The organism is Trichocoleus sp. FACHB-262 (assembly GCF_014696035.1).
In the GTDB taxonomy this organism is placed as follows: Bacteria; Cyanobacteriota; Cyanobacteriia; order FACHB-46; family FACHB-46; genus Trichocoleus.
Map to the genome: position 1 here is coordinate 122,778 of NZ_JACJPK010000097.1, position 20,308 is coordinate 143,085.

Genomic DNA, 20,308 nt, shown 5'->3' on the forward strand with positions numbered 1-20,308 from the left:
TGATTGGCTACTAAGCGGGAAGTAATCAACAGTAGGTAGTGTGCAAAGATCTTAGCAAGAATAACACTATTTCTAGTAAGATTTCAGTCGAATCCTTAGCACAAAACAGTGCAAGTAAGGCTATTCTGTAAGAAAGTTTTGGGGAATTGGCGATGCGTCAAGTTAAAGTGATTGCATTTACAGGGATGCTGGCTCTTTTAATGAGTGGGTGTGCCGGAGAGGGAGGTGACGAGCAAGCTGCTTCGCCGACCCCTTCTGTTGCCCCTACAGTGGTGACACAAGTTCCTGCCAAACCCTCCCCCAAAGCACAGCCTTTCTCAGCTAAGAAACCCCCGTTAATTGCTCAAAAGCCGAGAACTGGCGCTGCTGCCCCTGCTTTGATTCAGTCAACCAATCCTGATGAACGGGCGCGTCAGGTACAGCAGGGTCGTCAAGATCCGTTTGCTTTGTTGCCGCTACCACCAGTTCCGGTTATTTCTCCAAATGCAACTACACCGACTGCTGCTCCACGCGCCGTTCCTCAGGTCCGAACCCTCCCAGGAGCCTCTCCAGTAGCCTCAAGGCCCAATACAACTAATCCAACTAATAGATCTCCTGGTGCTACTCGCAGGTCTCCAGGAACGACTGCTGGTGCAGGAAGCCCTGGAAGAACGAACACGGCAGGAGCCAGGCCAGGCAGCAGGCCTACAGTGGCAGGAGCGACACCCATTCGGCCAGGAACTTTGCCTCGGTCGATACCTCCTGCAATTGCGGCTTTGCCACCATTACCGCAGCCAGCTCTAGCTCAGGCAGTTGAGGTTTCAGGGGTGGTTCAAGTTGGCGAACAAGCTCAGGCAATTATTAAGGCACCTAACGAAAATACTAGTCGTTACGTCAGCGTGGGGCAGCGACTCGCTAACGGTCAAGTGTTAGTGAAGCGGATTGAAATGAATGAAGGCTCTGATCCAATTGTGATCTTTGAGCAATACGGAATTGAAGTTGCTAAGAGAGTTGGAGAGAGAGTGCAACCCGCAACCGGCACACCAACAGCAGCTATTTTCAACGCTCCTTGGCTCAGTAATGGTGGGAGCGCTGCTATCTCGTAGTCCTGTCACTAAGGAAAAAATTTACCTCAACGCGTTGAGGGTTTTCAGTGGAGAAGCTAGGCGATCGCTCTGCTTCTCTATTTGTTTTGTATAGCCTAGAGTGTGCTCTTCAGCTTTGCTTGACTGGATAGCGCTGATCACGAATTGCTTTCTAGGGTCATGGTTTCTAACTAGGCAACAACAAAATTTTTAACTCTTTCTAGGTAGGAACGTTAGAGTTAAAGAAGACTGCTATTGCTAAATTGGTCAGTTAAGTTGGGGTGTTATGGCCGCCTTTGCTTCTGAAAAGAATAGCGAACCTCTAGGCTTTTGGAACCCTGAGCTGCTGAATCCAAGCCAAACTCAAGATACTGATCTCCTAAAACAACTTAGCTTCATTCCTGCTCTCAAAGAGCTTTTGATGTTGCGACAAGTTCATGCCTTGGAGCATGCAACGGTTTGGGTTTTAAGTGAGTCTTCTCATAGCGTTAATGCTGGGACAGTTTCTAGATCCCTATCCGCAGACAATGAATTGTTGGGAGGGATGTCTACGGATCAGGGGTTTTATCTTTATGGTCAAGTGGATACAGTATATCTACGGTGGTCAGTGCATCAGGCTTTGCAGCGAATTACGGAGGGGGAGTGGAACTTAGCGGTTCATCCTCGTTGCGGCACTAATTTATCGGTCAATATGCTGCTCACGACAGGATTAGCCCTTGGTATCCACTTGCTTCTGCCTAAAGGCCCAATTGAACAGCTACTAGGCCTGGGATTAGCTGCTACCACAGCAGCTCACTTGGCACCTGACTTAGGGAGCTTAGCCCAGCAGTATGTTACGACCGCGATTCCCTTCAATTTAGCGATCGCAGGGGTAACCGCAATTCGGGATGATTGGGGACGGCCAGCCCACTTTGTGCGGGTTCACTGGATTGAGTAGAAATAAAACTTAAAGAGCAGAACGAACCGAGAGGCCTTCTGGAGTAGTACTCTGAGGATCGATTAGCCATATGTGTTGAAAATTAGTTAAGGAAAAAGACACTCATGGTTCAACGTGGTTCTAAAGTCCGTATCCTCCGTAAAGAATCTTTCTGGTTTCAAGATGTAGGCACTGTTGCCTCGATTGACCAGAGTGGTATTAAGTATCCAGTTATTGTTCGCTTTGATAAGGTTAACTACGCTGGTGTCAATACCAACAACTTTGCGACCGAGGAAGTCGTAGAGATCGAAGCTCCAAAAGCTAAGGCGAAGCAAGGAGTACCTGCTGCGCCCGGCGGTGGAAACACGACTCTCGACGCTGCTAAGCGTAGAACTGGACAAGACACCAAGACTAACGCGAAGCAAACTGCTAAGCCGGAAGCTGGTGAAGCGAATGCGACTGTGGAAGGCGGAGCTAACCAGGGAACGGATTCCCGTTAGGGTAAACCGAATTCTAAGGTTAGATTGTGCCTGAACTGCCTGAAGTTGAAACAGTTCGTCGGGGTCTCCAACAGGTGACCCTGAACAGAACTATTCTGGGTGGTGATGTGTTGCTGGATCGCGCCATTGCCTACCCAGTTTCTAGTATTGATTTTTTAACGGCCTTGAAGGGAAGTGCGATCGCGGCTTGGCAGCGGCGAGGGAAGTACTTGTTGGCAAAACTTGAACGCTCTACCGAATGCTTTACCCCTACAGAAGCGCAATCCCTACAACCTGGAGGTTGGCTAGGCGTTCATTTGCGGATGACTGGGCAGTTACTTTGGTTTGATCCGAGCGAGCCGTTGCAAAAGCACACACGAGTGCGACTATTTTTTGCGGGCGATCGCGAACTCAGATTTGTGGACCAACGTACCTTCGGCCATATGTGGTGGGTGCCACCCGGACAGCAGCCTGAAAGCGTAATGACAGGATTACAAACACTCGGCCCTGAACCCTTCTCAGACGAGTTTTCGGTAGAATATCTAGCGCAGCAGCTGCATAATCGGCGTCGTCCCATCAAAAATGCTTTGCTAGACCAAACCCTGGTGGCAGGGGTGGGCAACATTTATGCAGACGAAGCTTTATTTCTCAGCAATATTCATCCGCAAATGCTCTGTACAGACTTAACGCCTGAGCAAATTGACCGAATACGCAAGTTCGTAATTCAAGTCTTAGAGACAAGCATTGATGCTGGAGGGACAACCTTTAGCAACTTCCTCAATGTCCAAGGCGTGAATGGCAACTATGGCCGAGCGGCTTGGGTTTATAACCGGACGGGCACGGCTTGTCGAGTTTGTGACAATCCGATCGAGCGATTGAAGTTGGCAGGTCGCTCTGCTCACTTTTGTTCGCAATGCCAACCCCATACCAAGTCAGAATAAATTAGAGAGCATTTGTCTTACTGAGGCTAGAGTTGCTGTAGGCGATCGCACTTAAGCTCTACAATGAATGCTGAAGAGGAGTCTAGAGATGCGGTAGGGCAAGCTATGGCAGTGAAAAAAGGTGATCTGGTCCGTGCCATTCGAGAAAAATTGGAAAACAGTTTAGAAGCTCAGGCTAGCGATACTCGCTTTCCTCCCTATTTATTTGAGACGAAAGGAGAGGTTGTGGATATGCGAGGCGATTATGCCCTGGTAAAATTTGGCCAAGTTCCAACCCCTAATATTTGGTTGCGAGCTGATCAACTGGAGACTGTTAAATAACCGCATCAATTCACCCCAATCAGGGTATGCAGTAAGCTAGGCTGGCAGCATAGCGCTTGTCTTTGGGGGCTTTCCTATGACTGTCTGTCGTCCAACTCGCGTATCCATCATTGGGGCTGGTAACGTCGGTAGTACCTTGGCACAGCGGATTGCCGAAAAAAATCTAGCTGATGTGGTGCTGTTAGACGTTTTGGAAGGTCGTCCTCAAGGCATTGCGCTTGACTTGATGGAAGCGCGAGGCATCGAGCGGCACGATCGCGAGATTGTGGGTACCAATAATTATGCCGACACTGTTAATTCGGATGTGGTTGTAATCACGGCTGGCATTCCCCGCAAGCCAGGAATGAGCCGAGAAGACTTACTCAAAATTAACGCCAAAATTGTGTTGGATGTGACTCGTCAAGTGGTTACCTATTCACCGGGTACGGTGATGATTGTGGTGACGAATCCGTTAGATGTGATGACCTACTTAGCTTGGCAGGCCAGTGGTTTACCACCTGCTCAGGTCATGGGAATGGCAGGGATTCTGGACTCAGCACGGTTTCAAACCTTTATTGCGATGGAATCGGGTCTTTCTACTGCCGATGTCAAGGCCACAGTTCTGGGTAGTCATGGAGATTTGATGGTGCCACTGCCGCGTTACTCCACAGTCAATGGGGTGCCGATTACAGAACTGATGGACGCGCCGACGATCGATCGCCTGATCGAACGGACTCGGAATGGTGGAGCCGAAATTGTTGAACTGATGAAAACGGGTAGTGCCTACTTTGCACCTGCTTCGGCGGCCTGTTTGATGGTAGAAGCCGTTTTATTGAATCAATCGCGGCTGCTTCCGGTTGCCGCTCACTTGCAGGGAGAATACGGCTTAGAAGATATTTTTATTGGTGTCCCCTGTCGCTTGGGTTGCACTGGAGTGGAAGAGGTCTTACAACTCAGCCTTACCGATGCGGAGCGAACCGCCTTACAAGCCTCTGCTCGCTCGGTACGCGATAGTATCAATCAGGCTCAAACTCTGCTAGAAACTAGCCATAGCCCAATTGCTTCTTAAGTTCAAAAAATAAAGTTGATCTCCAGTTTGACTCAATGGTAAGGACTAGTTCGTACCAGATTTGCCATGCCTAAATTTTTCAATATCGAACTCAAGCCCCCCCAACTGCGGCGGTTGAGCATAGCGCTGGGGGGAGGCCTTCTGATGGGTTTAACGCCTGCCCCGCTGAATGCCTGGCCGCTAGCCTGGATTGCATTGATCCCTTTGTGGGCTATGACTTTACAAGTTGCTAGAGGTAACCATCGGGAACGATCGCTCTTGGGTTTGGCTTGGGGCATTGGTTATCACGGCCTAGCAGTGAGTTGGATTACAGGTGTTCACCCGATGACCTGGATGGGTGTGCCTTGGCTAGCAAGCTTAGCGATCGCCCTATTTTGTTGGATATTCCTTACTTTGTGGGGAGCTGTTCTGGTTGCGGTTTGGGCTAGCTGCTGGGGATGGCTGGTTCAAAGAGCTAAGCTGCCGACTGGCATTCGGTTATTGACTGGAGTAGCGCTTTGGTGTGGTTTGGAATCCTTTTGGAGTTGGGGGCCTTTGTGGTGGACTTCGGTGTCCTATACCCAAAGCCCTCACAACTTAGCCATTTTGCACTTGGGGCAATTGTCTGGTCCCATGATGATTACGGCTGCCATTGTAGCTGTCAACGGTTTACTCGCCGAAGCTTGGATCGCTTATCAACGATCGCGCCAAGGTCAGCCGACGGAGAACCGAGTCCGAAAGCTGGCGATCGCTCCATTGGTCACAGCAAGCGTTCTGTTCGTAGGACTGCATCTCCTAGGCTGGAATTTGTCTAATCGGGTTTTAGTGTCGTCGCCAGATACAGCCTTAAAAATAGGCATTATTCAAGGCAATATTCCCAACGAAATTAAGCTGGACGTGCAAGGCTGGCGGCAGGCTTTGGCTGGCTATACCACTGGGTACAATCAGCTTGCCGATCAGGGTGTAGCAGCAGTACTTACACCTGAAGGGGCGCTGCCGTTTCTGTGGACTGGAGCAAACTTGACGCAAAGCTCTTTTTATCAAGCGGTGCGCGATCGCGGAGTTGTGGCTTGGGTCGGAGCCTTTGGGCAAAAAGGCGGCAGCATTACAAATAGTCTATTTACAGTTCTAGGCAACGGGGAGATTTTTAGTCAATACGACAAAATCAGATTGGTGCCTTTAGGCGAATACATCCCGTTTGAGGATGTTTTAGGGCGCTTGATCGATCGCCTGTCACCCTTAGATGCTCATATGATTCCTGGGCAGGTAGGCCAGATCTTTGAAACTCCTTTTGGTAGGGCGATCGCTGGCATTTGTTATGAATCTGCTTTCGCTGAGCACTTCCGGATACAAGCAGCCCAAGGCGGGCAATTCATTCTGAGTTCCTCCAACGATGCTCACTACAGCCCGTCTATGACGGCACAACATCATGCTCAGGATGTGATGCGAGCGATCGAAACGGATCGTTGGGTTGCTCGTGCCACTAACACAGGGTACTCTGGCATCATTGATCCCCACGGTAAAACCCAGTGGCTATCAGGACTAAACATCTACCAACTTCATAGCGACACCATCTACCGTCGCCAGACTCAAACCCTTTTTGTACGTTGGGGAGATTGGCTGACCCCACTCATAGTCATGTTGGCAATTGTCTTGACTCTGCATAGCTGGTACCGCCGTTAGCGGCTGAGTGGTAACTCAGAAGTCTTGAGTTAGCGAGAGTATGACTTATCACAAAGCAAAATTGAAATCGCTGAGAGTTTATAGGATACCTTTAATCTAAAACCAGCAAAAACTTAGTTATTAATACTCGTATTTGTACGTAGTTACTCAGATTGAATTAGCCCTAGTTTAAAGATTCAGCGAAGATTGCCAGTAGGAAAGACAAGAAGTTAGATCAGAAGCGTTAAATTACTAACTGTGTAGGATGTGACTGAAAACTACTCCGTCATACTACTGGCCTGATGCTGATCCAAATGTAGCTATTGAAGTGTCTGTCGATGTAGCTGGATCACTCCATCTAAGCTTCACTGTGCAGGTGGCTTCCATGACCCTGTCGATTTTTGACCTGTTTGATGAATCGTTTTACCTCGCTCATAACCCAGATGTTGCTACAGCAGTTGCTAGAAGAGAATTAACCAGCGGATTTGATCACTTTAAGCGCTTTGGTGAACGTGAGGGACGTGATCCCAGCGCTTGGTTTAGCAATAGCAATTACCTGACTCAATATCCCGATGTAGCGGGTGCGATCGCCAAAGGAAGCGTGGACAGCGGTTTAGCGCACTTCCTCAGCCACGGTCAGTTTGAAGGGCGATCGCCGATTGCATTGTTTAACACTCAACACTATTTATCGAAATATGCCGATATCGCTCAGGCGGTGAAAGCAGGCATGTTTGCCAGTGGCTTTGAGCACTTCTTCAGATATGGGCATAGCGAAGGCCGATCTCCAAGCTCCCAATTTGATAACAACTACTACTTATTGAGGTATCCTGACGTTGCTCAGGCTGTTGCGGCAGGTATGTTTCGAGACGGCTTCGAGCATTTCCTTGCGTTCGGACAGGAGGAGAAGCGAATGGGTGCCCCACCAAGCTTCCAAATTCAATTTGATTATCGGTTTGATACCAACGGTTTTTTTGCCAATCCAGAACGTCGAGCGACTCTAGAAGCTGCTGCTGACCATTGGGAGGCAGTGATTCAAGATGAGTTTGCCAATCTGCCATCTGGGGTAAAATTTCGGGTGCAAAACCCCCAAACAGGTCAGTTAGAAACAGTAGTTCTGGACACTGAAAGTGACGATCTACTAATTTTTGTCGGAGCGCAAACCCTGCCTTTTGGTAGTGCTGAGGGCGCGCTGGCCGCAGGCGGACCTGACGGCTTAGACATTGCTGGCAGTATTTTTAGCAACCGCTATACTGGCTCCAATTTTGAGCCTTGGGTTGGCAGCATCTCCTTCAGTTCAGCTCCAACTTTTTCTAATGGAGCACCTGCCCCTTGGTTTTTTGACCAAACGCCCAACACTGCTAACGATATTCCTTGGAACCAAACAGACTTTCTAAGTACGGCCTTGCATGAGATTGGCCATGTGCTGGGGATTGGTACTGCTCCAGTGTTTAAGGCTACAGGTCAGGGTGCTGCTTTTAGTGGTCCTAATGCTAGAGATGTGAATGGAGGATTGCCGATCCCTCTTGATCCGGATTTAGGCCATATCCAGGATGGCTTTTTGAGCGGAGGCCAGCCTGTACTGATGGGAGCGACAAATCCGGGAGTACGCCAAACTATCACCCGCTTAGACGCAGCGATGTTGGCGGATATTGGCTATCAAGTTGCTGGATTCCAGACTCAAGGCTTTACGCCTGCGATCGCAACTCCGGGAGCAGACCTCGTCTTCGGCACCGTTTTAGCGGATACTCTTGATGGCTTAGAAGGCAATGATCGAATTCAAGGTGATGCTGGTAGTGACTTCCTGAGCGGTGGATCTGGGGATGATATTCTTTTTGGACAAGCAGATCATGACACTTTAGTCGGTCAAACTGGCAATGATCAGTTAGTAGGTGGAGCAGGTGACGATTTTCTCCTAGGTGACTTGGGGAATGACACTCTGTTTGGAGGAGCAGGCAGAGATATCTTTAGGTTTGGAGCGGCCAATGGAGCTGATGTGATCGGAGATTTTGTGGCTGCTGCTGACACGCTACAAATAGCCGTGGGCTTAGGGTTTACTACAGGTAGTGATGTCCTACGTGCTATTAGCAGCAGTGGTAACACCGCCACGGGTGAATTATTCTCGATTATTGCGCTGAGTCCTGGCAATACGGTCACTGTGTTTCATGATGCGCCTCTCACAGCTCAGAATGTCGTCATTGCCTAGATAGTGCTCGCTCCTGGCAAGTCTAAAAGCTCGTCTCTAAAAGCGATCGCTAACGCCCAGAAATCAAAACTTCGCGACCGCTCGTGCTTTGTCGCTGGTTTAACAGTTGTTGCTAGGCTATCGAGCTAGAGAACAAGAAATAATCTTTGTAAACGAAATTACAGGCTTATCACTTAGACTCAAGTTTAGAAAGACTGGAGAAGGCGGATTAATCAACTCCAGCAACAATTCACTACAGCAAAATGAGCAGTTGAGGGAATGCACATGTTTGCTCAATTTCAGCGGCTACAAATGCAGACTAGTAGCGCGACTATCAACTTGCTGAAAAGTGGCAATGGTTATCCCATTTTGTTACTACATGGCTACCCGCAAACTCATGTGATGTGGCATAAAGTGGCTCCCCAACTGGCTCAAGACTTTACCGTTGTGGTGAGTGATTTAAGAGGTTATGGAGATAGCTCTAAACCGGAAGCAGAGGCTAACCATGCCAGCTATGCCAAGCGAGTCATGGCCCAAGACCAGGTTGAGGTGATGCAGCAGTTAGGCTATCAAGAGTTTTATGTGGTAGGCCACGATCGCGGGGCGAGAGTGGCGCATCGGATGGCTTTAGATTATCCCCAGCGGATTAAAAAGCTGGCAGTCTTAGATATTGTGCCGACTTATGAACTGTATGCGACAACAGATCAAGAATTTGCCAAAGCCTACTATCACTGGTTTTTTCTCATTCAACCCTATGCCCTACCAGAAACTCTAATTAGTGCCAATCCTGAATATTTTCTTCGCACTTGTTTGGAAAGCTGGAGCAAGAATTTTTCGGCGTTTACACCTGAAGCTTTAGCCGAATATATTCGTTGCTTTAGTCAGCCTGAAACAATTCACGCAACCTGTGAAGACTATCGCGCTGCGGCTTCGATTGATTTAGTTCATGATCAAGCCGATTTAGACCAAAAAATTATGTGCCCTCTCCTCGTTTTGTGGGGTGACCAAGGCATTATTGGGCGCAAATATAGTGTTCTTGAAACCTGGCGAACCAGAGCCGAGAATGTAATAGGTGAAGCGATCGCCTCAGGCCATTTTCTACCTGAAGAAGCCCCAGAAGCAACTTATCAAGCTTTACACAAATTTCTAAAAGCCTAAGAGAACCAAGCTTCTAAAGTGACCTTCTTGTAGGGACGAAGCATTCGGTCATGATTCTGACCAATCAAGCGAATATTATCTGCCGACTGCTTCGTCCCTATGGTCTAAATAGGCAACTCTTAATGGTTTCCACAACAGATTGAGAAAGGGTAGGCAAATCGTAGCCACCTTCTAAACCAAAGACAACTTTTGGGGTTACTTCTAAACAGTATTGTGTGAAGATGCCGTAGTCTTCTGGCTTAAGTGAAATGCCAGATAAGGGGTCAGCGTGATTGGCATCATAACCAGCGCTAACAATTAACAAATTAGGCTGAAAACTAGCGAGAAACGGCAGAACTTTTTCCTCGAACAACGGTTGATAATTTGCCCTTGTGCTACCCATCGGCATCGGCAAATTCAACACATTATTATGCAAACCGCGTTCCGTCGCCAAGCCTGTACCAGGGTAATTGGGAGACTCATGCAGCGAGCAATAAGCAATTTGAGGATGCTTTTCCACGATCGCCTGAGTGCCGTTGCCGTGATGCACATCCCAATCCAAAATCGCCACGCGATTGATACTTGGTTGCTCTAGGGCGTAATAAGCCGCGATCGCCGCATTGGAAAACAAACAAAAACCCATCCCACAATCACTCAAGGCGTGGTGTCCTGGTGGACGAGCTAGCACAAACGCAGGATTGCCAGTTTGCAGCACTTGATCTACGCCATCCAACCAAGCGCTGACGGCAAGTAAAGCCACATCATAGCTGCGTGGGGAAACCGGAGTATCGGGGTCTAAGTACCCGCCGCCTCGTTGGGCTAATTGCTGAATTTGCTCAATGTAAGTGGGCGGATGCACTCGACCCAAATCAGTCATGATCGGGCGTTGGTTAACAGGGGTGGGCGATCGCCACTGCAACTGGTCGGCCCAAGTTGCTGCTTTGAGCGCGGCCACTATACTCGTTAATCGTTCCGGTCGCTCTGGATGGAAACGCCCTGTTTTGTGGTCCAAAAACTCATCTGAGTAAATTACCGCCAGCATCTTCACCCCACCGCACGCTACCTCCCGATTTTACTGAATCACAATTTGGGCGAGGAGAGCCGCTGCGATTTCTTGTTCCCTTTCCTGCTGGGAGAGGACTAGGGAGAGGGCGATCGCAAGCCTAGCTGGGGTCATGCTCACATATCACAGAAACCAGGAAACATCAAGATGTGTTAAAATTTAGAGAGTATTTGGCAGTTATTGAGCAGTCTATCGGCATTTTTTGGGCTTTTTTTCTCTTTAATTGCCAAAATTCTGCATTTTTGGAGTTTTTTTCACTGTATGAGCACCTCCCCAGAGCGGATTGTTCCAACGGATCTGCGGAACGAAATGTCCCGGTCCTACCTGGAATACGCAATGAGCGTGATTGTAGGTCGGGCACTGCCAGATGCGAGGGATGGTCTGAAACCCGTTCATCGTCGAATTCTCTATGCCATGCATGAGCTGGGGCTAACCGCAGACCGCCCCTTCCGTAAATGTGCTCGTGTGGTTGGGGAAGTGCTAGGTAAGTACCACCCTCACGGCGATACAGCCGTTTACGATGCCCTAGTTCGCATGGCCCAAGACTTTTCCATGCGCGCTCCCCTGATTAACGGGCACGGCAACTTTGGCTCTATCGACAACGACCCCCCCGCAGCCATGCGATACACCGAGTGTCGCTTGCAATCGCTCACGATGAATGCCCTCCTGCGGGACATTGAGTCGGACACCGTTGACTTTGGTGATAACTTCGATGGCTCCCAGCAAGAACCCTTGGTCTTGCCAGCGCAGATCCCCCAACTGCTGCTGAATGGCTCTTCTGGCATCGCGGTGGGAATGGCAACTAACATTCCTCCCCACAACCTCGGAGAGCTAATTGATGGCTTAACCGCCTTAATTCAAAATCCCGAGTTGAGCGATGCCGAACTCATCCGCCTGATTCCTGGCCCCGATTTCCCCACGGGCGGACAAGTCCTAGGAACAACGGGGATTCGCGAAGCTTACATGACAGGTCGTGGCTCCATCACCATGCGGGGTGTGGCCAGCATTGAGACGATTGAGCACCGAGGTCGTCCCGATCGCGAAGCCATTATTATTACTGAACTGCCTTACCAAACCAACAAGGCAGCGCTGATCGAAAAGATCGCGGAAATGGTCAACGAGAAGCGCTTGGAAGGCATCTCTGACATTCGAGATGAGAGCGATCGCGATGGCATGCGAATCGTGATCGAACTCAAGCGCGATGCTTATCCTCGTGTCGTGCTGAACAACCTCTACAAGCAAACGCCGATTCAGGCGAACTTTGGGGTGAACACGCTGGCGCTGGTGAATGGCGAACCCCAAACCCTGTCACTGAAGCAGTGTCTCCAAGTCTTCCTCGACTTCCGGATTGAGACGATTATTCGGCGCACCCGCTATGAGTTGCGGAAGGCAGAAGAGCGTGATCATTTGCTGCAAGGTCTCTTGATTGCGCTGACCAATCTAGATGCCATTATTAACTTGATTCGGCATGCGGCAGATGCGCCCACCGCAAAGCAAGAGTTGATCAACATCTACGGTCTCTCCGAAGCGCAATCGGATGCCATCTTGCAAATGCAACTGCGTCGCTTAACGGCACTAGAAGCAGAAAAAATTCAGCAAGAGCATGATGATTTGCAAGCCCAAATTACCAACTTGCAAGATATTCTGGCTCGGCGAGAACGAATTTTAGAGATTATCTGCACTGAAGTCACTCAGCTTAAAGCGACTCATGCAACACCTCGCCGCACTGTGATTGAGCAGGCAGAAGGTGAAATTGGGGATATAGACCTGATTGCCAACGAAAAAGCTCTGATTCTGCTCACTGAACAGGGCTACATCAAACGCATGCCCATCAACACTTTTGAGGCTCAAAGCCGAGCCACTAGAGGTAAGGCGGGCACCCGGATGAAGGAAGATGATGGCGTGGAGCACTTCATCACCTGCTGCGACCACGATAGCGTCTTGTTCTTTAGCGATCGCGGCGTGGTTTATTGCCTCAAGGCTTACCAAATCCCAATTGGGTCGCGAACTTCTCGCGGGATGCCCGTGGTGCAAATGCTGCCCATTCCCAGAAACGAGAAGATCACCTCTATCGTCCCAGTTTCGGAATTTAGCAGCGATGAATACTTGGTGATGCTAACTTGTGGCGGCTTCGTCAAGAAGACAGCACTCTCTGCCTTCAGCAACATTCGCACCAATGGCTTAATTGCTATTTCCCTAGAAGAAGGCGATCAACTGCGTTGGGTACGCCGTGCCCGCGTGGAAGACAGCATCATTATCGGCTCTAGCCAAGGCATGGCGATTCACTTCCGAGCTGACAATGACCAACTGCGTCCGTTGGGCCGAGCTACCCGTGGAGTCAAATCCATGAATCTACGCTCTGGTGATCAGCTGATCAGCATGGACATCTTGCCTGCTAGTGTCGTTGCCAATATTGCTTCTGGCCCTGAAGTGGAGGAAGAAGAGGAACTAGAAGCAGAAGAGGCAGTCCTCGCAGAAACTCAAGGTCCGTGGGTGCTCGTAGTGACTAGCTCAGGCTACGGCAAGCGGGTGCCTGTATCTCAGTTCCGATTGCAAAATCGAGCCGGCAAAGGCACGATCGCGACGAAGTTTAAGTCTCGTCGTGCGGCTGACAAACTGGTGGCCCTACGGGTCGTCAATGAAGAAGACGAACTGATGATTATTACCAGCCGTGGCATCATCATTCGCCAAGCGATCAAGGCTATTTCTTCGCAGTCACGGGCAGCTACAGGGGTGCGAGTGCAGCGACTAGATGAAGATGACGCGATCGCCGCAGTGGCTTTAGTACCCCCTTCTGCGGAAGGCACGGATGAAGAAATTGAAGAGTAAATCCTGACAGCAGGAAGTATTCAATTTTCTATCTGTAGGGGCGGGTCTTGAACCTGCCCTTCTTTATTGCTTTGCTGGTACATCTTGCAAGAAATCTAGGCTAAACCCGCCCACTCCCACTAACTCAACGTAACGACCAGCCAACTCAAATTGATGAGCGATCGCCTCATCACCCCCAGCCTCACCTGGATAGCGCAAATGCACCTGTAAATAACGCTCTGGCAGATAAGGCAACCGCTCAGCCCACTCGATCGCCATGATACCTAGAGGGTAATCGACTCCCTCCCAGTAACTTTCCAAATTGAGATCGGTAACTTCGGGCGGCTGCAAACGGTACAAATCCAAATGGTAGAGTGGCAACCGACCTTCCATGTACTCGTTAATCAGGGTAAAGGTGGGACTATCAATGGCTTCTGGAATCCCTAACCCTGCTCCTAAACCTTGGACCAAAGTTGTCTTGCCGCTGCCCAGATCACCTTCTAAGAGGAGAGTGCTACCAGCAGGTAAAGTTTGCCCTAGCGTCAGACCGAGCGATCGCGTGGCTGCGGCATCTGGAAGGATGAACGTCAGAGACTCAACTGCCATGAGAACCCACTCACTCCAAAAGCGCTACAAACTGTGAGTGCGAGTGTACCAACGAAACAGGATTTGAGCCAACCGTTGCGAGTTATGCCGTACCAGTCCGGTGCGTTCATCTTCATCCATGACATTGGCTAGGACAATGCGACAACCCAACAGCTTCACAGTTTGGCGATCGAGTTCAACCGGATTCGAATCTTCTTGAGCGTAGCGAATCAGGGCTTTAGCCGAAGGAATTTTGCTCTGCACCAACACCGCATCAAACAGCCGTTGTCCGCAAGCCGCATCAATCGCCTGAATGTGGTCGGATACGCTGTAACCCTGCGTTTCTCCTGGTTGCGTCATGATGTTGCAGACATAAATCCGGGGGACTTTGCGTTGAGCGATCGCCTCAGCAATTTCAGGAACCAGCAAGTTGGGAATGACGCTGGTGTAAAGGCTGCCCGGTCCAATAATGATGTAGTCTGCTTCCCGAATGGCTTGCAATACGCGGGGCAAAGCGGGAGGATTTTCTGGCGTGCAGCCAATTTTGACGATGCTGCCTTGAGCGGCGGTAATGCTAGATTCGCCCTCAATGCGGCGACCATCGGCTAACTCAGCCCATAGGCGCACATCACTCAGAGTGGCAGGCAAGACTCGGCCCCGTACTGCCAAAACTTCAGAACTAGCAGCGATCGCTTGCTCTAAGTTCCCCGTGATGTCATTCATCGCCGTTAAGAACAGGTTGCCAAAGCTGTGTCCGGTTAGCCCATCGCCAGCCCGAAACCGATACTGAAATAGCTCCGTCACCAATCTCTCTTCATCGGCTAAAGCCGCGAGGCAATTGCGAATATCTCCGGGAGGCAACACCCCAATTTCCCGGCGCAATCGTCCGGAGGAACCGCCATCATCAGCCACAGTCACGATCGCAGTAATATTGGCGCTGTAAGTTTTCAAACCTCGCAAAAGCGTCGAGAGACCTGTACCGCCCCCCACTGTGACAATTTTTGGACCGCGATTAAGACGACGGTGATTGAGCAGTACATCGACTAACTCTTCATCGCCATCTGGCATCAATACCTCGGTAATGGAACCAAGGGTGCGGGTTTGGCCCCACAAAATCAGCAATAGACCAAAGATGATTACCAGCGGCCCGCTAATGTAACTCGGAATAATTTCTGTAATAAATTCCAGAAAACTCTGGACTAGCTGAATCAAGGTAAAAATTGGGGTCAGCTTAATCCAAATTGCTAAGCCCAAGCTGGTTAGTAAGACACCTCCGGCACTCAGCAGTAACCAGCGTTTCACGAGTAATCCAGGTGCCAACCACTTAAACCAACGGCTAACTCGCAAAGGCGTGCGCTGGCGCGATTCCTGCGTGAGGGCATTTAGGGCTTGTTTTAATAAACCAATTGTCATTACTGAGCGAGGAGGTAAAACATCTGGATAGGTAAATATGCAGCAACCGCTTCTGACTCTAACAGCACAACTACACTTCTAGAAGCGATTTGACTGTAGGTAGGTCCCGAAAGTTGCTACTTTGTCTTATAAGAATGGCTGCTGCAAAATTTGGTAGCCCTGGGTGGAACAAAATTAAAAAATGACTCGCTCTAGGTAGTGGAGACCGTAAGCCTGCATTAACTTGAAAACTCATACCGTTAATGCCCATAGTAGAGGCTGAACTTAAAACCCCAAGGCATCGTCAATGAATCGTCGTGAAACCAATCTAAAATGCCAATTCAGGGCGATCGCAACTTGACCTAGCCTGGAATCAAGGGGCAGGAGTTGGCTAAAGTAGAAATCTGGATTACTGAGATTGAGGTTGAAGTTAAAGGTACAAACGGCAACACGGACTTGAGCAACGCGACTAATTTTACTGACAGAACTTCCATGTGCATCCTATGGCTGAGCCTCTGACAGAACTCCAAGACATCTCTAACTCGCACCCTATGGCTGAGCCATTGATTGAACTGAAAGGAGTGTCTAAAACCTTTGGCAAAAATGCGGTGTTGGATAATGCAGATCTAACCATTCATCGCGGAGAAGCCCTAGCAGTGATTGGGCCTTCTGGAACTGGTAAGTCTACAATCCTCCGGATTATTGCTGGGTTGTTGGCACCGGATGCAGGGGAAATTTATGTGCAGGGGCAACGGCGAAAAGGTTTGATTGAAGACAGTGCTGACCCAATTAGTATTGGCATGGTATTTCAACAAGCAGCTTTGTTTGACTCCCTCACCGTGGAGGAGAATGTCGGGTTTTTGCTGTATGAGCATTCCAATTTGCCGCGACGCCGCATTCGGGAATTGGTCAATCAAAAACTAGAAATGGTGGGATTGGCCGGAATTGGCAGTCGCCTGCCTGCTGAGCTTTCTGGAGGCATGCGCAAGCGAGTGAGTTTTGCCCGTGCCATTATGGCAAATCCTGACAACCCGGATGGGTCGCCAGAAGTGTTGCTCTACGACGAACCCACAGCGGGACTGGACCCGATCGCCTCCACAGTAATTGAAGATTTGGTGCGTCAACTACAGTCGGTCCAAGGAGGTTGTAGCTCCTATGTCATGGTGACTCACCAAGACAGCACCATTCGCCGTACCGCTGATCGGATTGTGTTTCTCTACCAAGGTAAAGTGCAGTGGCAAGGCACCGTCAATGATATTGATACTACAGAGCACCCTTTAGTTCGACAATTTTTTAGTGGCAGTGTAGAAGGGCCAATCCAAGTGATTGGTTAAGCGTTCCGAAGTGAAAATTGCTCAGGTCTACACCGATTCGATCGCAGTACCAACGAGGCATGAGGCATGCGTACCAGAACCGTTCGAGAAGGCTCAGTCGGCTTATTAATTTTGTTAGGACTGGGTCTATTTGGAGCGTTGATTCTTTGGCTCCGAGGTCTCAGTGTGGGCAATCGCACCTATCAAGTAATTGTCGAGTTTGCCAATGTAGCAGGCTTGCAAGAAGGGGCTCCGGTGCGGTATCGAGGTGTGGTAATTGGCAAAATTGAGTCAGTGCGGCCAGGACCTAATGGCGTGGATGTCTTTCTAGAGATTTCTTCATCTGATTTGGTGATTCCCAGCGACGTGATTGTGGAAGCGAATCAATCTGGCTTAATTAGTGAAACGTCAATTGATTTATCGCCGCGCAAAGTTCTACCCCAAGGCGCGATCGCTGCCAAACCATTAGCTGCTAACTGCGATCCAGCGGTGATCGTCTGTGATGGCTCTCGGCTCAAAGGTCAGATTGGCATTAGCGTTGACGAACTGATTCGAGCCAGCATCCGCTTTGCTGCTTTGTACAGTGACCCCACGTTCTTTAGAAACGTCAATGCTGCTGCCAAAAATACCGCTGAAGCTGCGGTAGCGGTTTCACAGTTGTCCAAAGAAATTGCTACTTTAAGCCAATCTACCCAGCAAAACCTGAATACAGTTTCTTCCTCAGCCGTAGTTACTGCTGATGCCTTGAGCCAAGCAGCCACTCAAGTAGGCTTGACGGCAAATCAGGTCAGTGGCCTAGTCACGACTAATCGCAATACGTTAGCCGAAACTTTAGGTACGATTCGGCAGACCAGTGAGCAGCTCCAGGTGGCGGTGCAAGGCTTTACGCCAGTATTGAGTCGAGTCGAGCAAAGCACTTTGTTAAACAATCTAGAGGCACTCTCCGCGAACGCGGCCCAAGCTTCGGTAAATTTGCGCGATGTTTCTCAATCTCTCAACAATCCCACCAATACACTGGTCCTCCAGCAAACCTTAGATTCGGCACGAGCCACCTTTCAGAACGCCCAAAAAATCACCTCCGACTTGGATGAGTTGACGGGAGACCCCACCTTCCGCAACAATCTGCGAAATTTAGTCAATGGGTTGAGCGGTTTGGTGTCTTCTACCGAGCAACTTCAGCAGCAAGCCCAGCTGGCTCAGGTTTTAGCGCCTCTTTCTACTAAGGCAGATGCGCCCAGCCAACGCCATCCAGAATCTATGGCGACTGTTTCTAACGAACTTGAAGAAGATTTAAGGCGGCTGACTCAAAGTTCCACCACGGCGCAAGAGACAGCCAAGGCTTTAGATCAAGTTGCCCTTCCCCTAGTCACTACTCCTCAGACTAAACCGAAAGCACCGTGACTCAACATGGAATTTGGGCCGTAGCCACTTCGGGGGTGATGGCGTTTATTGCCACGAATATAGATGACCTACTGCTGCTGACTATATTTTTCTCGCAGGTTAACTCAACATTTCGCAAGCGGCATGTGGTTTTGGGGCAGTACCTAGGTTTTACGGTGCTGATTTTAGCGAGCTTGCCTGGTTTCTTAGGTGGATTGGTAATCTCCCCAGCTTGGATTGGGTTGTTGGGCCTAGTGCCGATTGGCTTGGGGATCAACCAGCTTTGGCATCGTGAATCTACAGCTAGTGATGTGCAAGCGGTTAACGAGGGAGGGCTTAGCCCAAGTGATAGTCCTACTGCTGCTTCACCCGAGATAGCGGTTCCAGGAATTTGGCGGAGTTTGTTTAACCCACAAATTTATGCTGTAGCAATGACGACGATCGCGAACGGGGGTGACAACATTGGCATCTACGTGCCCTTATTTGCCAGTAGCGATCGCAACCGTTTGGGGATCACACTTTTAATCTTTTTTGGCCTAATAGGGCTTTGGTGTTTAATCGCACAACAGTTAACTCGTCAGCCGACAATTACGAGATTAATCACCCGTTATGGTAATACATTTGTTCCAATTGTCTTGATTGGTTTGGGCATTTTTATCATGTTTGAAAGTGGCACCTTTAACTTATTTTTGCCCAATCTCTAAGTTGTGAATCGGCGGTTGATTGATGTCGAAACTCAGCAATTAACTCCAATCATCGCGTTGGGAGCCACGTCCCTTATAAACCTGAGCGATGGCATGAATATCTCTGGTTTTGGCAAACAACTCACTCTCGCTCAATTGCCACTGGGCCAAGGCTTTGTCGAGGTCTGCTTGGATATCTCGGGCACCAGGGAAGCCTTTGTAGCGGATGCGCAGCCGCGCTAGCTCTACCAAGTTATAGTCGTTGGCTTCTGCTCCTAGGAGGCTGTTGATCAGTTGGCGATCGCGACCCCATAGGGGGTGTTGCTGGTCTTTGTTTTCTGAGGTTGACGCCATAAAGTTGTGAAGTGGATTGCGAAGAGCTTTAACGGATACTCTGAAAATCTTCCTTGAGATTTATTTGAAATTCCAATTAAAGAGTAGACTGAGCAATTGCATATTTATACTTCGTAATTTTGTTGACTTTAGAAGCCAAACTGAAAAGTGGGAAAACTAAAACCGTTCTAGTGAATTGATGGGAAGTAATGAGGCTAAGATAACAGCAATTCTGTTGCTAAGCCCTACTTCAGAACTCTACTAAGAATCTATCCGAAAACCTCTGGTTTTAGATTGCTAAACCTGGATAGCGGTGGCGGACAGGTTCTAAGAGGTCAGTAGAGTTCTGATGGCTGATGAGTGTGAGTGTATGAATTTAATTTGGCGGTACGAAACTGCTCAAATTTTGCCGCGTTGCTGCTTTAGGAGTGAGGTCTATGGCTGTTGGTCTAAAATCTAGAATTCCCCCTCGGCGTTTGCCCCCCAGTCAAACTAGTCAAACTAGTCAAACCGCGATTTATCCGAGCGGGACGAAAGTTACCCCGATTACGAAACTACAGCCAACCGTTGCTCCTCGTCGGGTTCAGTCTACTAATGTTAAGCGCCTACCCAACAATCGCCAGCTACCTCTGTGGTTGCGATCGCTGATTGGAGCCCAGCGTAGTTTGTCAATTTTGACTGGAACCCTCTCGATTGCTGTGCTCTCTGTGTATGGCCAGACGGTATACTCGCAGCAACTTTGGAGTCAGGAGTACCGTAACCTAGAAAACTTGCAGCGTAATGAGCGCCAGTTGACAGCAGCTAGCGAAGTACTGAAAAATCAAATTGCCCAACAGGCAGAAACGACTAGAGCAGGACTAGTACCTTCTAACCCAGCGAATACTATCTTCTTGCAACCTGCGCCTCAGCGGCCTGCCCCTGCCCCTACGCCGATCGCGCCAGCGGATGCAAAGCCTACAACATTTTCGCCGCTGGGCTATTAGCAGCGATTTGTAGCCTCTTTCCTGACTGTGCTGTCCTGC

At 49.4% G+C, this 20,308-nt stretch carries 18 protein-coding genes; 14 read left to right on the forward strand and 4 right to left on the reverse strand.

The features are described from left to right. Nucleotides 1–152: 152 nt before the first annotated feature. The 9 genes from H6F68_RS22870 (at nt 153) to H6F68_RS22910 (ending at nt 9,750) form a co-directional block, all read left to right on the forward strand. On the forward strand, nt 153–1,085 hold the full coding sequence (locus H6F68_RS22870; protein ID WP_190562563.1) for a hypothetical protein: 933 nt from the start codon (nt 153–155) through the stop codon (nt 1,083–1,085). Nucleotides 1,086–1,350: 265 nt separating this feature from the next. Continuing rightward, nucleotides 1,351–2,001 (forward strand): DUF6391 domain-containing protein, encoded by a 651-nt coding sequence (locus tag H6F68_RS22875; protein ID WP_190562565.1) that lies wholly within the window; start codon nt 1,351–1,353, stop codon nt 1,999–2,001. A gap of 104 nt (nt 2,002–2,105) precedes the next feature. After that, nucleotides 2,106–2,480, forward strand: a complete 375-nt coding sequence (locus H6F68_RS22880) for a photosystem I reaction center subunit IV (protein ID WP_190438065.1) — start codon at nt 2,106–2,108, stop codon at nt 2,478–2,480. A gap of 26 nt (nt 2,481–2,506) precedes the next feature. After that, on the forward strand, nt 2,507–3,400 hold the full coding sequence (locus tag H6F68_RS22885; RefSeq protein WP_190562567.1) for a DNA-formamidopyrimidine glycosylase: 894 nt from the start codon (nt 2,507–2,509) through the stop codon (nt 3,398–3,400). A gap of 63 nt (nt 3,401–3,463) precedes the next feature. Next, nucleotides 3,464–3,721 (forward strand): NAD(P)H-quinone oxidoreductase subunit O, encoded by a 258-nt coding sequence (locus tag H6F68_RS22890; protein WP_399314945.1) that lies wholly within the window; start codon nt 3,464–3,466, stop codon nt 3,719–3,721. Between the two features lie 76 nt (nt 3,722–3,797). Continuing rightward, nucleotides 3,798–4,769: a malate dehydrogenase gene (gene mdh, locus H6F68_RS22895; protein ID WP_190562569.1), complete on the forward strand. Its 972-nt coding sequence runs from the start codon at nt 3,798–3,800 to the stop codon at nt 4,767–4,769. Between the two features lie 66 nt (nt 4,770–4,835). Further along, nucleotides 4,836–6,431: an apolipoprotein N-acyltransferase gene (gene lnt, locus H6F68_RS22900; RefSeq protein ID WP_190562571.1), complete on the forward strand. Its 1,596-nt coding sequence runs from the start codon at nt 4,836–4,838 to the stop codon at nt 6,429–6,431. Between the two features lie 364 nt (nt 6,432–6,795). Further along, entirely contained in the window at nt 6,796–8,613 is a 1,818-nt protein-coding gene (locus H6F68_RS22905) for a hypothetical protein (RefSeq protein WP_190562573.1), read from the forward strand. 264 nt (nt 8,614–8,877) lie between these two features. Next, entirely contained in the window at nt 8,878–9,750 is an 873-nt protein-coding gene (locus H6F68_RS22910) for an alpha/beta fold hydrolase (protein ID WP_190562575.1), read from the forward strand. 97 nt (nt 9,751–9,847) lie between these two features. On the opposite strand, the gene H6F68_RS22915 is transcribed toward H6F68_RS22910, so the two are convergent. After that, the gene (locus H6F68_RS22915) at nt 9,848–10,771 is read right to left on the reverse strand and encodes a histone deacetylase (protein ID WP_190562577.1); all 924 of its coding nucleotides are present in this window, start codon (nt 10,769–10,771) and stop codon (nt 9,848–9,850) included. Between the two features lie 282 nt (nt 10,772–11,053). On the opposite strand from H6F68_RS22915, the gene gyrA reads away from it, so the two are divergent. Next, nucleotides 11,054–13,621 (forward strand): DNA topoisomerase (ATP-hydrolyzing) subunit A, encoded by a 2,568-nt coding sequence (gene gyrA, locus H6F68_RS22920; RefSeq protein WP_190562579.1) that lies wholly within the window; start codon nt 11,054–11,056, stop codon nt 13,619–13,621. Between the two features lie 63 nt (nt 13,622–13,684). Here the strand turns inward: gyrA and tsaE are convergent, their stop codons facing one another. Together tsaE and yvcK are read right to left on the reverse strand one after the other, a co-directional pair. After that, nucleotides 13,685–14,206 (reverse strand): tRNA (adenosine(37)-N6)-threonylcarbamoyltransferase complex ATPase subunit type 1 TsaE, encoded by a 522-nt coding sequence (gene tsaE / locus H6F68_RS22925; protein WP_190562581.1) that lies wholly within the window; start codon nt 14,204–14,206, stop codon nt 13,685–13,687. 24 nt (nt 14,207–14,230) lie between these two features. Continuing rightward, a complete protein-coding gene (yvcK, locus tag H6F68_RS22930; RefSeq protein ID WP_190438105.1) occupies nt 14,231–15,598 on the reverse strand; it encodes a gluconeogenesis factor YvcK family protein in 1,368 nt (455 codons plus the stop codon). A 482-nt stretch (nt 15,599–16,080) separates the two neighbouring features. Between yvcK and H6F68_RS22935 the strand changes: the two genes are divergently transcribed. From H6F68_RS22935 to H6F68_RS22945, 3 genes are all read left to right on the forward strand, one after another. Continuing rightward, nucleotides 16,081–16,911, forward strand: coding sequence for an ABC transporter ATP-binding protein (locus tag H6F68_RS22935; RefSeq protein WP_399314951.1), 831 nt, complete (start codon nt 16,081–16,083; stop codon nt 16,909–16,911). Nucleotides 16,912–16,977: 66 nt separating this feature from the next. Beyond that, the gene (locus H6F68_RS22940; RefSeq protein WP_190562583.1) at nt 16,978–18,291 is read left to right on the forward strand and encodes an MlaD family protein; all 1,314 of its coding nucleotides are present in this window, start codon (nt 16,978–16,980) and stop codon (nt 18,289–18,291) included. Then, nucleotides 18,288–18,974 (forward strand): cadmium resistance transporter, encoded by a 687-nt coding sequence (locus tag H6F68_RS22945; RefSeq protein ID WP_313930217.1) that lies wholly within the window; start codon nt 18,288–18,290, stop codon nt 18,972–18,974. Before H6F68_RS22940 ends, H6F68_RS22945 begins: the two co-directional genes overlap by 4 nt. Nucleotides 18,975–19,013: 39 nt before the next feature. On the opposite strand, the gene H6F68_RS22950 is transcribed toward H6F68_RS22945, so the two are convergent. Continuing rightward, nucleotides 19,014–19,307, reverse strand: coding sequence for a DUF3288 family protein (locus H6F68_RS22950; protein WP_190438112.1), 294 nt, complete (start codon nt 19,305–19,307; stop codon nt 19,014–19,016). A 416-nt stretch (nt 19,308–19,723) separates the two neighbouring features. Between H6F68_RS22950 and H6F68_RS22955 the strand changes: the two genes are divergently transcribed. Then, the gene (locus H6F68_RS22955) at nt 19,724–20,269 is read left to right on the forward strand and encodes a hypothetical protein (protein WP_190438116.1); all 546 of its coding nucleotides are present in this window, start codon (nt 19,724–19,726) and stop codon (nt 20,267–20,269) included. Nucleotides 20,270–20,308 lie beyond the last annotated feature (39 nt).